Genomic DNA, 15,489 nt, shown 5'->3' on the forward strand with positions numbered 1-15,489 from the left:
GGCGGCCATGCGGAATAAAGCGAATCGCTTCACCATGCAGACAACCCATCCCGCGCGCCCATGACCACCAGTCCCGTTGCTTACCAGCTCGTTTCATTGACGCAATCCCTTCGGCAATGCAGTGAGCCGGCGCAGGAAGACGCCATTCACGCGCAGCTCAACGAGCTCGTCGACCGCTTGCTCTACGAAGAGCGCGAGGACGAGATTCGGGAAGCATTGGCGTTGGCCGAGGACGAGGACACGTTCTGCAACCTGAACGAACGCGTGGAGTGGGTTGCGGAGCACACCACCATTCTTGAGGAAGACGGCTCGACCACACTCCAGTCGCTTTTCGTCGTCCCGGTGGTGGCGCTTTCGCAGGGTCTGCCGTCGGCCCCTCGGGATTACTTGAAAGGACCTGCCTTCCAATCATTTCTGGAGAGCTTTCGGACACAGGGACTGCTCCCCGACGACGCCTCGATGGTCGTGAGTCCCTATCTGTACCACCCCGACGAGCTTTCCAAGCTGGGCTTCTGCACCGTGAGCGACCTGAATGACGCCGTTCACGCAGCGGTAGTTGAAGGGTGCGAAGTGCCAGCAGACGCGCTCGCCCAGACAGGCTGGCCGCTCGAGCGGGATGCCTCGCCGGGCCAGATGGTGTGCGAACTCCGCTTCATCCTCGGGACGGTCGTGAGCGGCGACGAGGCCTCGGCGCTTAGCCTCTCCCAGCCGACCGAGGCGACAGACGGCGCGCATGACGCATTCATCGAACGCGGCCATCAATGGACACGCGCCGCCCAGCCGCATGTCGCTCAGATGCTCGGACTCGCCACAACCGAGGTGCTAGTTGTGCTTCCCCTCGGTTTTTTCGGAGGCTTTCGGCAGGGACTAGTCGCGCTGTACACGTTGATGTTATTCAGTCAGGCAACCGGTGCTCTGGAGGAGCGCGGTTTGTCGCCCCGTGCGGTACGCGCGGTTATCGCCCCGTTTGGAGCAAACGGCCGAGTCGATGAATACCGGGTATCTTTACTGTCGCTGCTCGACGGAACCTTGGTCGCGGGGCTGACTCAGCGCGCGATTGGAATCATCAGCGAACAGGACACCGTTGCATTCGTCAGGCAGGCGCTGCTCGACGTCGGAATCGAGCAGGTGCAGACTCTTTATCAGCTCCAGCAGGGAGAGGGCACCTTCATCGCGGCACCTACAGCCGATGCGCCGCCGGGCGGTGGCCGCCTGCAGTAAGTCACGCAGTCCGGTTGAAGCGCAACAGCTCCGGCCTTGCCGCGAGGATAGTGGTGGAGTTCATGCCACTTTTACTCCCGTCGACTCCGCATTTGCTACACCTCGAATGTTTAGGCCATCAGGAGGGGCAGGTGCAAACGGTATCATTCGAGTTGTTGTATCACATCGGAAGCTTCGACCCGCGAGCCAAGGGAAGCCAGTTTTCCAAGAGTCACGAGGGGCACGGCCTGTCCGTTTCAGAGTATCCCGACGCTTGGCGGCAAATTGCACGCCTAGGAGGACAGCCACTATGGCGGCTCTCCAAGCGGGGCAACCAGTTTCTCGATTATCACGCGCTGTCCAACGACGAACGGCTCCTCATCCGGGCATGGGGCGTCGAGAAGGGCTGGGTGGTCCACAAGACCGTCTGGACGGTCGAGTACTACGACAGCGAAGCGGAAGACTCACGCGTGATGTACTGCCGCTCGGAAGACGAGGCTAAAAAGGAGGCGGGGTTTCCTTTGGGCGAGGATGAAGCGAAGATTGCCACGCGGGAAATCGTTGCAGCGACCGAAAAGCTTGCCGAATTTGTCGGGTTCATGCCCGACGATATGATGGCGGAGCACTTACTCGCGGTCGCGTACGCAGAGACCATTCTCCTGGTCGATGGAGTGTTTTGGGACGACGAGCTCGCGCCCCTTTCTTACTCTGCACCGAGAGCGGTGATATTCCCGGCACGGCTCCCGTCATGGACTGTCGTCAATGTTAGCGACGACTACCCTTAACCCTCATTCGACCGCAGCCTGGCTGCGGTTTTTCTTTGCAGCTCACCCGCCGTGCGAGTGCGCCAACGCAGCGGAAAGCAGAAGCCTGATGGCCTCTGCCGCCGCGTTGTCCGAGGAAAGCCATTCAGCCAGAGCATCCGCGCTGTTGACTGCGCCGCTACCACCAGAAAGACTTCCGCCATGGAAGATGGGCGGAGTCGCCGTCGCTGCCGCGTAGAAGACGGCAACGATATCCGCCAGGAGGGCGACGGCCATGACGTAGGGGGCGGCGGACAGGAACAGGTCGCGCCTAACCGGTTGGTCCAGCGATTTCGTGCGCGCCCGAGACATTCGCCGTGCGGGGCCGGACGTGCCCGGTTCAAGGCTCGTTTGCGTATCCGAAGACAACTGATACTCCAGGGAAAAGTGTCTTCGTCTAGCGCAGGCTTTTAGGCGTCGGCAAAATCCCGACTCAAATGTTTTGTAAACTCCTCCGTGCTATCGGCGCTACCACCATTGGCAACCAAACTGGATACGGCGGCTGAACACGCGATTCACACTCAATTGTCCGTGTCGACCATAGCCTCGGCTAACGCGCCGCCCTCAATCGGCGCGAAACGGGGGTAGCCCGGGACGGCTCCTGCAGCGGCCGCTTCGTCTGTGCACGAAGTTCGCGCAACGCGCCTTCCAGCGCGCCAACCTGGCGGGACAAGCTGCTATTCTGTTGCTGTAGCTCCTGTACCTCTTGCGCCGCTCGCTCACGCGCCAGTTGCAGCTCCTGTCGCACTGTCCCCAATTCTTTTGTCGCCTTGCTCGCGGCTTGCCGCTGGGAATCGACCTCAAGTAGTGCCCGGCGCTCGTTGGCAGTGAGCCGTTCCAGCGCCGCTTGATGGTCCCGCTGCGCCGCCTCGAGCAAGCTTCGTGCTTCTTCGCGGGCCTGCTGTGCCTCGCGGCGCATCGTCTCGTGCTCGGCGCGCGCCTCAGCTAACTGCTGGTCTGCCAGTGCGGCTCGCGCCCGCTCGCCGCTTAGCTCCGCAGAGAGCGCCTCGATTCGCTCGTCCTTGGCGAGCATCGTCCGGTTCTTGTTTTCCATGACGTGCTGCAGCGTCGAGATTTCCCGCTCGGCACCCGCGAGCGCGGCCGTTGCGGTGTCGACGGCCGATTGCGCCTCCGCGCGGAAGCTCTCGAGGCTGACGTCAGCCTGAGCAAGGGCCAGCTCCCAAATCTGGGCGCCAAAGCTCCCCAGCAGGGTGGTTAATGGCTCGGGCAGGTCGGCGCGCTCAAGCCTCACGCGACTCTTGTCCCGGAGCTCGCTCCAGAAAGCCTTGAGCGCCTGCGCCGGTGCTGACATGCTGCCGCGCCGGACGAGCGTGTACATATGGTTGGCTGTCGGGGGCTGGCCATACTTGAAGAAGAGCAGGGCGGCGACGGCGCGGTACAGGGGCTGCGTATCGCGGTGTTCCTCCTTCAACGCAAGGATATCGCGCTCGAGCGCCTCCTCCATCGTTTGTGCAACCGTTTCTGCCGTCGACGCCGTCATTTTCCCACCTCAAAAAACACCGTATAAAATAAATAATACAACAGATAACAAGCGATATACAACGCTCCGCCGCCCGGTTTGCATCATTAGTCTAATAATGATGCGTTCAGTCATGGAGGCGTCGGATAAAACGTGTCTCACGCCGCCAAACGGCCAGGCCGGTGTTTTTAGAATCTGCGTGCCCAAAAAACCGGGTCTTCGAAAATTCCGGGTCTTTGGGGAAAAATACGCCGCCGGAAAATCCGGGCCTCTCTGAAAAAACGTGTCTCCGGAAATAAACCGACGCGCGCGCCCGCAATTCCGTTTGCGTTACCGCGACTCCATCATCAAGATTTGACATGGTTCACAGTGCATCCGATTAATCCGGTTCTGACCAGACTAGAAAATCGCGCGCACGGAGACCAAGAAGGCAGAGACCACTGCGGATGACGCGTGCATCTGAAAAGTCGCGATAGGTCGTCTGGTCAAAACTTCCAACGCGATGACCGCCATCTGGCCCACCAACCGCAGCCAATCAAATCGCCGACCATGTTGACCCTCCGACGACCATGCGCGCCTTTACATTTACATGATTTTCCGTGATACTTTTGTAAAGGCGGTCCGTCTTGTGCCTGCCGGGGGTATTCCGCTCTCAACCCTGCCTTCGGCACAATCAATTTCGGCGCGGCTGTGATAAACGCAAGGGGCACCCCCCCGACCTCGTTTCTGCAGGCGCGTTGAACAACTAGAAGCGCCAATGCCAATTATTCTGCGCGCCCTGCGCACTCGCTCGTTCTACGCGCAATTTTTTCTGAGTCTCGTCATCGTCGCGGTCGCCGCCGCCACCACCGGCGCACTGTGGGCCTGCCTCGAGAACCCCGCCACCCCCGCTGCTTGGGACGGCCACTTCTCGGGCGTTACCTACAGCGGGTATCGCGCTGGCGAGAGTCCGCTTACGCACGTTTATCCCACCGCCGACGAGGTACGCGAGGACATGAAGCTGCTCGCGGGTGTGACCAACCGAATTCGCACCTACACGTCGACCGAAGGCCCTGACGTGGTCGCGTTGGCCGAGGAGCGCTCACTCAAAGTCATGGCCGGCGCCCACATCACCGGCGCGAATTTTGAGAGCGATGCCGAACTAGCGGCGCTGTGGGACTCCGCCGAAAAGCATAAAAATGTCGACCGGCTCATCGTGGGCAACGAGACGTTGCTGACAAACACCATCTCTGAACCGGACTTGATTCACTACCTTGACGTCACGCGCCAGCACACTAGCAAGCCCGTCTCGACCGCTGAGCCGTGGCATGTCTGGCTCAAATATCCAGAACTCGCCAATCACGTCGACTTTATCGCGGTCCACTTGCTGCCGTACTGGGAAAAACTTCCTGCCCCGGACGCGGTAAATTACGCGTTCGACCGATTGGCTCAGCTCCAGGCGCGCTTCCCGCATAAGCCGATTGTCGTAACGGAAACGGGATGGCCGAGTCACGGGGACCGGCGGGACGCGGCCGTGGCGAGTCGCCAGAACGAAGCACTGTACCTAAGGGAGTTCGCGGTTCGCGCCAAAGCCCGCCACATCGACTACTACGTCATCGAGGCCTTCGACCAGCCGTGGAAATTGTCCGAAGAAGGGCGCAGCGGAGGCTACTGGGGTATCTGGTCTGCAACCCGTGAACTGAAGGTTCCTGCCTCCACCACCGTCTACCAACATAACGCGTGGCCAAGATGGGCGATGCACACGTTCGCCTTCGCCCTACTTCCAGCGTTCACCTTCTGCCTACTCTCCTATCGGATGCGCCTGCTTGCGCGCTATGGGTTCACCTTCGCGATTTTCACGGCAAGCGGCTTCATGAACTGGTACTCCCACTCATTCTCGGACTACTACACCGCCTACGATATGCGCCCGGTTCAGGCGTTTCTTGAGGTCATTGCCGGCTTGTGTACGGCGGCGCTACTGGTTCAGCTGTATGAGGCCACCGAAGCGCTCGGCCTGCGCAAATGGCGCAGGCGGTTTGGTATCCGTCGGCTCCGGAAGGGCCAGGAGGAACCGCTCGTCAGTATTCACCTCGCGTGCGCCAATGAGCCGCCTGAGATGGTTATCCTGACGCTGGAGAGTCTTGCGCGACTGAATTGGACCAACTATGAAGTCGTCGTGGTCGACAACAACACGCAGGAAGAGGCAAAGTGGCGGCCACTCGAAACGTGGGTGAACGAACACCCAGAGCATTTCAAGTTTTTCCATATGCCGAGCTGCCCTGGCTTCAAAGCCGGAGCGCTCAATTTCGCACTTCAGCACACGCACGCCGACGCCGCAGTTGTGGCCGTTGTGGACGCTGATTATGAGGTTGACGCGAACTGGTTGCACGACCTCAGTGGCCACTTCAACGAACCGGCGGTGACGCTGGTGCAGTCCCCGCAGGCGCACCGTGATTTCGAGAATGACTGGTTGCAGCGCGCCGCCGCCTATGAGTTCGACGGCTTTTTTCGTATCGGCATGCATCACCGCAATGACCGGAACGGCATCATCATGCACGGAACCATGACGATGGTGCGCGCGAAGGCTTTGCGAGACCTGGGCGGTTGGGCCGAATGGACCATCTGTGAGGATGCGGAGTTAGGGCTGCGCTTGATGAAGGCCGGGGGCGAGACTCGCTACGTGGATATCGTGTATGGCAAGGGACTCGCGCCCACCACCTTCGCCGCGCTCAAAAGTCAGCGGCGGCGCTGGGCGCTCGGTGCGATGCAAATTCTCAAGGGCCACTTCGCGGACCTCGTGCGCCCCGGACTGCTGACTCCAGGGCAGCAGTACCATTTCTTGATGGGCTGGCTTCCGTGGATTTCGGAGGCACTTCAAGCGCTCTGCACGGTGGCCTGTCTTTTCTGGACGGCGGGCATGCTGTTCGCGCCGAAGTTTATTGAGCCGCCTGTCCCCGCTGCGCTCTGCATGTTGTTTCTCGTGCCAATACTGCGAGGCATCATGGGCATTGCGCTGTACCGCGCGAAGGTCAAATGCTCGTGGAAGGACACTTTTGCGGCGGCCCTTATCAGCATGGGCCTCAATCATTCGGTCGCGATGGGCATCTTTGCCGGGCTGTTCCGGCGCCGCGCGCGGTTTGTTGTCACCAAGAAGGGCAAGCCCGCCCGCACGTCTTGCTTCGGCGCCGTGCGCGAGGAAGCGCTGAGCGCCGGCACACTGCTTTTCGGCGCACTCGCCACCGTTCTCGCATACAGCCATCATGCGCTCGAGCCTATGAACTGGGCGGCCGCCTTGACCATTCTCTCCGCACCCTACGTCGCCTCGCTGGTTGTCGCCTGGTGCGCAAGCCGTGCACCCAAGGCGCTGCGCGCCGGGGCGGTCGATAAAAACGTCAGCCCTAAGTTCCACGGGCCGGCTGAACCGGCCTGTGCGTCTCCCACGCTTCCCGGGATAACGCGGTCGTAGACTGTCCCTACGCCTCGATGAGGCCGGCCTCGGGAACGCGCGATTGAGGGCAACATGACCGACCATGCGAGACAGAACGGCATGACCGTCGCCGAGGTTTGCAAGGGATTCGCTTCCGAACCAGAAAGCCTTGCTCGGCAACTTGACTTGTCTCGCCGGAATCCTGCGCTCGTCAAAGCGTTGATGCGAGCGCAGTGACCTGAATTCGCAGTTGGTCTGTAGCGGCGCGCATTTGATGCTGTCAAAGATTGCCTATCGGCAATGAGAGACGGCGCGCCCTGGGTCGAACCGCTCCGGGCCATGTCGTTCCCGCGCCGCCACCTAGTTACGAAGTCCGTTCGCTCGACGCCGAGCTGCTCGCCGCGAGTCGCGGTCAAACGTGAGACATTTATCTCGATTTTGTAGTCCAGCACGAAGTGCCAAAAGCAGCACCAACTCCGTGTTTTGTGTCGGCCTCGGCGGGACGCACCGAATGCTCGCGGCAACTTCAGAGTGAGACACTTATCACGGTTTTGGCAAGCCAACGCGACGCAACGCTTGGCGAGGAGAAGTCCACTCCGAGAGAGAAGAAACCCGCCGCGCTGCAGCTGGACCGTAATAACGAGCTATGCTACGCGTATCGTTCTCCCCGAATGGTGTTTGGCAATTTGGGCGTGTGCTCGCTATGGTAAAAAAGGAACTCGCTTTAATCGATTTTCCGCCAGTCGAGCACAAGCTTGTGTTCGGGCATTTGAAGCACTGCTACCTTTTGAAAAGTGGCAAGGCCAAGTACCAAAAAAGAGCGCTGGAGGAGCGCGACAGCACCAAGCAACTGCTGCGATATGCCTTGCTGTACAACACTTACGACCGCACGGCTCACGTGGAACTCTATCTGGCCGGAGAACTTTTGGGCCTGAAGGGCTTTCTCGCTCGGGCCTGGGCGGCTCCGAAGCGCTTAAAAGAAATGCTGTCGGGTGTTCCTGACGTCCTAGTTGCAGAAAGAAACGCCGTCAGGAAACGATGTGCTGACCCTGAGGTGTTGGCCGAAGTGGAGACCAAGCTCGGGGTAACGGTCGAGGTGGCTACTGAAACGGCCTTTTCTGCGGCACCACTGGTCAGAGCCATCGAGCGTGAGTGGCAGCGCGTGTTAATCCAGGCGCACGAACTGGAACTGGATGCTGACCTCGTGTCAACATTGAGTCCGTTCGTGTCGATGGGGGTCTCGCTTGAAGGCCATTTTTCTACGGTTTCGGCGCGTTACCAGGAAAGATGGATTCGGAATCCACGGACGGCATATGGTCGGCCTCCTGTCAAGCCGGCGCCCGAAGACTGGACCCGCGAGGCATTAAGCGAGTACGAGCCACCCATTGAAAGCTGGGCGGCCTCAAATTTTTTCGCATATTTTGTTGAGTCCCGTGTCTGAGTCCATAGCCGTTCGCGGACCGCACAGGAAGTATCGGCTGGGCGCTAGTGCCCTACCGCCATACGAGTTCAAAAAGGGTGGCGACGCCAGGCGCGCGCTACAACACCCCGGCCCGAACAAAGAAAAGCCGGCCCTGAGTTACAGGGACCGGCTGAAATCAATTACTAGACAACCTGGGCGGTTGCGGGAACCTCTGCGTCAGCAAAGCTACCCAGGAAGACTTTGTCGTACGGGTACCGCTCGACGAATGCGTCGTAATCCGGCTGGGTCCTGAAAGATATGAGAACCATACGCGATGCCCAGTTGAAGGGGTCTCGGACGTAGACAACAGCACTCGGAATCCCGCTGCGGATGGACTTTTGACTGCAGACCATCCACGCGGCTTCAGGTGACATTTCCTTTTCGAGCTGGGAGACGTCGCCTTCGGCGGGCGTCAACCCGAAAATCAGTCGCCCGTCGTCCAGCTCATGCTCCCCTCGCTCGGTCTGCACAAAGAGCTTGTGCTCCCCTCTATGCCGACGACCCGTGGTGCGAATCGACTTAACGCGCACCAGTGCGTCGTCGAACCTGGCGTAGGCAGCGTAAGGCGCGAGCGTCAGCCGGTTCAAGTCCCCGCAGCCGGCCACGTCTTTTATGCCGAAGAACGCACCGCCCTGACGAAAACCGACGTACTCGTTGCCGCCGAGGTCTTCGAGCGTCTTCGGAGGAGTCGCCTCGTCCAGGCGCTTGTCGAACGCCCTGAGATTCCGGTCCGCAATCGCGGCCATCAACTGCCACCCGATTTGCCTAGCTGTCTCTCGGTCCAGAACAAAGGTTTCCCCGGGTTGGCTGTCGACGTATCCATGCTTCGCGAAGACCGCCAGCGGCCGGCCACGAATGCACAGGACTTCAACTACGCACCAATGGTCATCCTCAACCGGCAGGTCATAGACCTGGCGCAGTGTGACGTCGTTAAGAGGGATAAGGTCCAGTGGAGCGTCTTCCTCACGCAGCGGAAGGTCGTCCGAGTACATCGCCATCAAAATCTCGTTGATGCGGTCAGTTGCATCCGTCACGAGAGGAAACTGGTCGAGCGTGTTCAACAGCTTGGTAAGTTCCATACATTGTCCTTGTCAAGTTAGAGGGTCCTGACGGGTATAGGACAATGCAGAGAGCGGCCGATGCGGCAACTCGAGCGGTTTCGATTCAACAAGCCGGCACTACGCCAGCCTTGACACGGCTCCGTGCCGAGCCGGTGCACACGCAACGAACTTCCGCCCTTAGGGATTTCTCCCGGGCAGCATCCGCTTGAGCGTGTCGTCCTTGAGAACCAGTTGATGCCAGCAGGCGGCGGCCACGTGGACAAAGATAAGCGCGGCAAGCGCGTACAGTCCGAAGCCATGGAGTCGTTTGAAGAACTCACACAGGTCGTCGTTCGGCGCGTCGCCGAATTGCGGCAACTGCACCCCGAAAATCTTGAGTCCGTTCCCGTAGTTTGTGAAAAGGATGCCGGTGACCGGCATCGCGAAAAGGAACAGGTAGAGTCCCGCGTGCACAACACCCGCGAGGCGTAACTGCCAGACGGGCGCCGACCAGTGCGGCGTTGGCGGCTTGTGCGTAACGCGCCACGCAAGTCGTGCGGCCGCAAGCAGCAGCACCAGGCAGCCGACCAGCTTATGCAGGTTCAGCAGAAGCGTGTGCAGCGGGCCGGGACCCATCGTATCGAGATTCCACCCCACTACAAGCATGGCAAGCATCACCACGGCGAGCGACCAGTGAAAAGCCATGGCCGTGCGGGTGTAGCGGGTTTGTACAGTAACAGGCATAGCGCTTTCGGTTACGAGAAACCCCGGGATTCTAGCATCGCCGGAAACCAACTTCGTGACAGCAGTCCGACCGACCCCGTAAAAGCCGAGGACACTTACTCGATGTCGCGCTCCGATTTGCCGTGCGGCAGTGGCCGACCTTGTTCGTCCATATTTACGAATACCACACGGTCGATGGTGAGAATGCTTCTGCGTGTGATTTGGTTCCGGACTTCGCAACGCAAGGTCAGGGACGTTCGACCGAACGCAATCGCGGTGATACCCAGCTCCACGATGTCGCCTTGCTGACCCGAGCTGACGAAGTTGATTTCGGACATCATCTTCGTGACCACGCGGCGATTACCCAGTACGCCAATTGCATAGATGGCCGCTTCCTCGTCAATCCAGCAAAGTAATCTGCCCCCAAACAAACCGCCGTTGGGATTTAAATCACCGGGGCTTACCCATTTTCGAGTACGAAATTCCATAGCCGGCTCCGTAGTTGCCCTACGAAAGAGACGTAGGGTTTCCCCTAGTCCAGCACTTGATTTTAGACTTCGGCCGCTTGCAACTGTAAGAAGGCGGGGCAAGCCCCGCTCTCGACAATCAGGGGAGAAGCGAACTCGCGACGTCGTAGGCGAGGCTACCCGGCCGCGACCAAGCCTTCTCGCCGTTGCGATTCATGCCCACTTCGGCCTGACGCAGAGCCACCACGTAATGGTGCGCGTCATAGTCCTGCGCAGGAAAAGCAGGATGCATCGAGTGCAGCACTGACACGATGGCTTTCGTCCACGCGTTCAGAGCGCCATGGATATACACCGCATCGCCGAAGATGCCCCTATCAGAGGGCTTGAGGGCGTTCTCTACCTTGAGCCGAAACTGGACGCTGGTTCGCATGAGGTGGCCCTGCGCAAACCCGAACTCCACGGTCTGGCCCGCCTCAACGGCCTTTACAATATCCGCGTAGTCCTGCGACATCAGGAACCGGGTAAGGCCGTCTTGCGCCGACAGGTACCGGACCTTGGTGTGCTCCCCGTCCTGCTCTTCTAGCTCCCGGACAATTTCACCGACCCGCACGCCCCCGCCGGCGATGCGCCACGCGTAGAGTACAAACGGATTGCCGTCTTTCTTGCTCACAGCAAGCTGCTTGAACTCTACTCCGCTGTAGGTCTCGTTGGCGTCTTCGGCGTCGCGCCGCGCGTCCTGAATGCGGCGCTCGCGCTTTTTGTTCATAGCGGCGTCGTAAACTGCCACCAGATTGCGTTCATCTGAGAGGCATTCCTCGATAGCGGTCTGCAGGAGCTCGCAATCGAAGTCCGAACTAAGGTGATGAGTCTGCGACTGCGCGAGCTGCTCGTCCGTCACCATGCGCGCGACCGTGCCGTCAGCATTCAGGCGCGTGTAGGCTTCCCAGATGTCCTGCGCCGGGTAGTCTTTCGACGAGAGCAGGTAAAAGCCGTTCGCGGAAAAGAGCGGCAAGCCGTCTTCCAGCTTTTGTGTCTTGGTGGCTTTGCCGTCCACCTTCTCGTAGACAGGAGACACGGCGTCAGCGGCCACCGCGAACACCTTTCCGCCCATGAGTTTCGTAAAGTCGACGCCGGCCTTGTTGCCGCGTTGTGCGACAACTACCTTACGCCCGTCGGGCAGGTAGCCGACCAACCGGTTCATCTGGTGTTCGTTCGCCGACGGGAAGGCTTCCAGAGCTTTGTTGGCTTTCTCGCCCCGCAGCACCGTGGACTGAACTACGAAATCAAATTTGTTTTGCGGCTTCATCGGCTTTCCAGCTTTGCTTCATGCCAGGGTCGGAGCCGGCAGAGAGCAGGTTGTCGGGCGCGCTTTCTGGCTCACGGGGACAGGGATGCCAACCAGGAAAGCGGACGGTCCTTGCGTACAACGAGGGCCGTATACCGTATTGCGATGGAGAACCTTATTTTTTATCCCATTTCGCAAACTTTTCTTGACTTTCTCACCGGCTATAAATAAAAACGCGAAGTGCGATGCACCGAAATTGGCAGCGACGGATGGCATCCGCGAAACCTTTTCTCTTGGAATGAAAAAGCCCCTCAAGAACAAGCCATGAGGGGCTACGCAGCGGCGAGGGTTTGGGCGGCCCCGCCCGAAATACTTAGCGATAGCTGCTGTCGTACACGTGCGCATCGTCGGGGCGCACGTAGAAGGATTGCTCGTCACGCATAAGGATGGCCCCCTTGCGAGTGGCTGTAGAGGTGAGCAGGACCTCGGAATACGTCGGGTCGTTCCATGGGTCGAACGCGAGGCCCAGCGTCAGAACGTAGGCGAGACCAGTAATCGGCGAGACGGACGGCGTGTCGCTCGAGTGCTTCACGAAGATGCTGTTCTCGAAAAATCCGATGCTAGCCCGGTTCGGGTCAGCGACAACTTCAAAGCCTCGGGCAGTCAGGTCGGTCACCAACAACTCACGCAGGCCCTGCTGGAATTTCGACGAGCCGGCGGCCGGAAGGAACACCGCACGGTCAGTGGCCGGCACGCCTGCCTCGTCAGCGGCCTTGGCGAGGTGGAACGCGACCTTGTCCGCAACGGACTCCCACGCTTGCACAGACTGCGACTTCAGCTGTGGCGAATAGGGGCCGTGCTCGACCATTGGGACAGACGAGCAGGCACACAACAGCGTTGCTACCAGTGATGCTCCAAGCAAGGCGATACGACGCATAACAATCCTTTGAGGGGTGGCAAACCCAGTGTAGCTACGCGAAAACTGACCCGAGGTTTTTTCTTAAGTGCGTCCGAGCGCGACCCCTGAGATGGCGCTGCTATCTCAGGCGTAAATCCGGTGTGTACACGTGCATAAGAGCCTCGACTGCCTTGTCAAATTTTCCAACGCGCCGGCTCGCACCGTAACCGATTAACTGGACTTGAGAGACATGACCGTATCCGACCTGATATCAGCCGCCCGAAGCCGCGTGGTCACCGACGAAGATATCAAAGCTCTAGCGTCGACGTCGTGAAGGCCGCAGAAGCATCCTACGAAGAAAGGGCGCGGGCGAGAGCAGCGCGGAACTGCTTTAGCGGACGCATTCCCTCTAGCAGGGACGTGCTCGACCTGAAAACAACTCGGATGCTTGCCTAGGGCGGCTTAACCATCCGCGAGAACAAAGCTTTACAATGAATGGGGCGACATTGTAAAGTTTCTTCATTCACGCTGGCCAATCTTCGACACAGGTCCCATGCCACAACCCGAACCCCTTTCTTCAGCGGGAATCTCTCACGCGCGAAGCTCATTCATGGCGCAGCTGCTCGTCGAGCTATTCCCCTGGTTGAACGAGAATCTACCCGTCGACCCGCGCAAACCGTTGACCCCGCACGATGTTGCTCACATTAGTTTGATGCCGGCGGAGTTAGACCAGATACCCGGGCGAACCGAGTGGTGCGAGCACCGGCGCCTATGGTTCAAGCGGGCGCACAACATGGAGTTCTGGTCGTGTTCGTTGGTGCTGCCAGAGCTTCGCGGCTGTGAAAGCCTACGCGGTCGCATTGCATGGAAGCTGACGGGCAATACGGCACCTCTTTTCCACCGACAGCTGATATGAGAACCCGGCGCTGAGCCGCGCCGTACCAGGAGCGAGCATGCCCGTACCGATGAAGGACCAGTACGTGGACGAGGCGGTCGGCCTCTACAAGATAATCGGCACGCACCCCAGTGGCCTGGTCGACGTGAACGACGGAAACCGGAACGTGTTCGCGGAACTCCCTCCGGCTACCGCGCAGGAGGTGGTGAAGGCACAGGCCCAGTTTCGGCGCAAGCTGTACGAGTTATTGTGCGAGCCCGCCAAGCCGCCCGCCCACGGCGCTTGCCACATCTGCGGCAAGTTCACCAACCTGCCCCGGGGGGATGGCTACCCGGCCGGTACGTGGAACTGCCACGGACCCGGCTGCGTCCCTTTCTAGCATCACCGTCCAATCAACTGGCGTGACTGCCTCAATCGTTCCGGCGCCGGTGCTCGTCCCACGTATCAGAAAACAGCTCAGGCCATATCCATCGCGGCCTCTGCCGACCGCCCGGCTTCCTTCCGTGACTGAGCGCTTTCCTTGTCTGCGGCCGCCACCTGATTATCGCGCGCGCTGCTCTTGTCGCCAGCATCCCGGACACTGCTATTCACGCCCTGCATCGCCCGCTCGGTCGCCGCCTCGATTAAGGCGACCTGACTTACAGGCTGAAGGCTGCGGGCGGCCAACTCGAGGTTAGACGGGTCTGCGTTCGGGCCATTGACGCCCCGGATGCTTGTTACTGGGAGCGACTTCTCATCCAGGCCGTTGCGGGCAACATCCTCGAGCATGGCCATCGGCAGCACCGACGCTCCGCTCCGGGACATCGCCTCTGCTTCCTGAGCCGAAACCATGGTCGCGAGGGCAGAGCCATCCTTCTGCAGAACAAGGAACTCGTGCGCGGGGTCTCGCGTGCCGGCGTTGTGCTCGATTTTCTGTACTAGCGCCTGGACCTGCGCAATGCTCGCGTCGTCAAACCCTTTATCCTTCAGGTGCTCCGTAAGCGCCTGGGTCAGGGTAATCGAGCCGTCGCTGAAAGACTTCGGGAAAGGCTCTGGCGCCGCCTCGTGAATGCCTCCCTCGGCGCGCGAAGAATGCGGCGATGAGTGAGATGGGTGAGAAGCGTGCGAACCCTCCAGCGCGACTGCCAGCAGCGCGCCGCCCTTAACCGCGTCGTGGCCGTCTTTTTCAAGCGTCGCGGCATATTCCTTCGCGTAAGGAATCACCTCGGTGCGCGCCAGCTCCAGCCCTCCGAAATCCTCCTTCGGGCCGTCGTGGTGATATTTATAAATCCAGGCCGCGTCCTTACCGTTTTCGCGTGCGAGCTCCTTGTTGTCGATGAAATGAGCCACCAGCGCTTTTGCGTTATCTTCAATGTCGAAGCGATTAGCGTGCTCGAGCCCGTAGGCCGCGCCGGTTGCCTTGATGAACTGACCCAGCCCGCTCGCGCTTGTGCTCGTTGCTGCGGCGTCGGGATTGAACCCGGACTCAATCCGCGCGATAGCCAGCACGTGGGCAATATCGTCACGCCCAAGGCCCCGGTGCGCGCTTTCACTCACCAACGCGCTAATGACTTGCTGCTTCACCTCCGGCGAAGCGTCGCCCCACCGGCGACTGTTGCCATGGGGCAGCCCGTCATCGGGGATGGGGTCGTCGAAATGTGACTGACGGGCGAGAGTCAATCCGTTCGGGTTGTGTTGAAGCATGGTTCACCTCGTGCCGGTTGTCTAATGCTCCGTGTAGAAACCGGGACGATGGGAACGGGTCACTCGGCTAGCTCGGAGGCTCGTGGAGCCGACCTCACGACGAAAGGCTAAAACCGCAAGCTTAACTTCACTCATTTGCAGGAAAAA

General features: G+C 59.8%; 13 protein-coding genes. 5 read left to right on the plus strand and 8 right to left on the minus strand.

Annotation, left to right across the window (positions count from 1 at the left end; translation table 11 throughout):
• Nucleotides 1–60 precede the first annotated feature (60 nt).
• Both F6X40_RS23790 and F6X40_RS23795 read left to right on the plus strand, forming a co-directional pair.
• Nucleotides 61–1,221, plus strand: a complete 1,161-nt coding sequence (locus F6X40_RS23790) for a DUF2863 family protein (RefSeq protein WP_187629467.1) — start codon at nucleotides 61–63, stop codon at nucleotides 1,219–1,221.
• Between the two features lie 131 nt (nucleotides 1,222–1,352).
• Entirely contained in the window at nucleotides 1,353–1,985 is a 633-nt protein-coding gene (locus tag F6X40_RS23795; protein ID WP_187629468.1) for a hypothetical protein, read from the plus strand.
• A 42-nt stretch (nucleotides 1,986–2,027) separates the two neighbouring features.
• On the opposite strand, the gene F6X40_RS23800 is transcribed toward F6X40_RS23795, so the two are convergent.
• Together F6X40_RS23800 and F6X40_RS23805 are read right to left on the minus strand one after the other, a co-directional pair.
• Nucleotides 2,028–2,372: a hypothetical protein gene (locus tag F6X40_RS23800; protein WP_187629469.1), complete on the minus strand. Its 345-nt coding sequence runs from the start codon at nucleotides 2,370–2,372 to the stop codon at nucleotides 2,028–2,030.
• A gap of 181 nt (nucleotides 2,373–2,553) precedes the next feature.
• A complete protein-coding gene (locus F6X40_RS23805; RefSeq protein ID WP_187629470.1) occupies nucleotides 2,554–3,504 on the minus strand; it encodes a DNA-binding protein in 951 nt (316 codons plus the stop codon).
• A gap of 736 nt (nucleotides 3,505–4,240) precedes the next feature.
• Here F6X40_RS23805 and F6X40_RS23810 point away from each other — a divergent pair.
• Nucleotides 4,241–6,928, plus strand: coding sequence for a glycosyltransferase family 2 protein (locus tag F6X40_RS23810; protein WP_187629471.1), 2,688 nt, complete (start codon nucleotides 4,241–4,243; stop codon nucleotides 6,926–6,928).
• Between the two features lie 607 nt (nucleotides 6,929–7,535).
• Nucleotides 7,536–8,330, plus strand: coding sequence for a hypothetical protein (locus F6X40_RS23815; protein ID WP_222946144.1), 795 nt, complete (start codon nucleotides 7,536–7,538; stop codon nucleotides 8,328–8,330).
• Between the two features lie 164 nt (nucleotides 8,331–8,494).
• Here F6X40_RS23815 and F6X40_RS23820 read toward each other — a convergent pair whose 3' ends face one another.
• From F6X40_RS23820 to F6X40_RS23840, 5 genes are all read right to left on the minus strand, one after another.
• On the minus strand, nucleotides 8,495–9,430 hold the full coding sequence (locus F6X40_RS23820; protein ID WP_187629473.1) for a hypothetical protein: 936 nt from the start codon (nucleotides 9,428–9,430) through the stop codon (nucleotides 8,495–8,497).
• A gap of 159 nt (nucleotides 9,431–9,589) precedes the next feature.
• Complete coding sequence (locus F6X40_RS23825; RefSeq protein ID WP_187629474.1) at nucleotides 9,590–10,135, minus strand: cytochrome b; 546 nt, start codon at nucleotides 10,133–10,135, stop codon at nucleotides 9,590–9,592.
• A gap of 95 nt (nucleotides 10,136–10,230) precedes the next feature.
• On the minus strand, nucleotides 10,231–10,602 hold the full coding sequence (locus F6X40_RS23830; RefSeq protein WP_187629475.1) for a hotdog domain-containing protein: 372 nt from the start codon (nucleotides 10,600–10,602) through the stop codon (nucleotides 10,231–10,233).
• Nucleotides 10,603–10,720: 118 nt separating this feature from the next.
• Nucleotides 10,721–11,887, minus strand: coding sequence for a hypothetical protein (locus tag F6X40_RS23835; protein WP_187629476.1), 1,167 nt, complete (start codon nucleotides 11,885–11,887; stop codon nucleotides 10,721–10,723).
• A gap of 352 nt (nucleotides 11,888–12,239) precedes the next feature.
• Nucleotides 12,240–12,803 carry a hypothetical protein gene (locus F6X40_RS23840; RefSeq protein ID WP_187629477.1) on the minus strand — a complete coding sequence of 188 codons (564 nt, stop codon included), beginning with the start codon at nucleotides 12,801–12,803 and terminating at the stop codon, nucleotides 12,240–12,242.
• Between the two features lie 914 nt (nucleotides 12,804–13,717).
• Between F6X40_RS23840 and F6X40_RS23845 the strand changes: the two genes are divergently transcribed.
• A complete protein-coding gene (locus F6X40_RS23845) occupies nucleotides 13,718–14,038 on the plus strand; it encodes a hypothetical protein (protein WP_187629478.1) in 321 nt (106 codons plus the stop codon).
• A 77-nt stretch (nucleotides 14,039–14,115) separates the two neighbouring features.
• Here F6X40_RS23845 and F6X40_RS23850 read toward each other — a convergent pair whose 3' ends face one another.
• Nucleotides 14,116–15,342 (minus strand): lytic transglycosylase domain-containing protein, encoded by a 1,227-nt coding sequence (locus F6X40_RS23850; protein WP_187629479.1) that lies wholly within the window; start codon nucleotides 15,340–15,342, stop codon nucleotides 14,116–14,118.
• Between the last annotated feature and the right edge of the window lie 147 nt (nucleotides 15,343–15,489).

The sequence above is a fragment of the Paraburkholderia sp. UCT31 genome (assembly GCF_014397655.1).
Classification (GTDB): domain Bacteria; phylum Pseudomonadota; class Gammaproteobacteria; order Burkholderiales; family Burkholderiaceae; genus Paraburkholderia; species Paraburkholderia tuberum.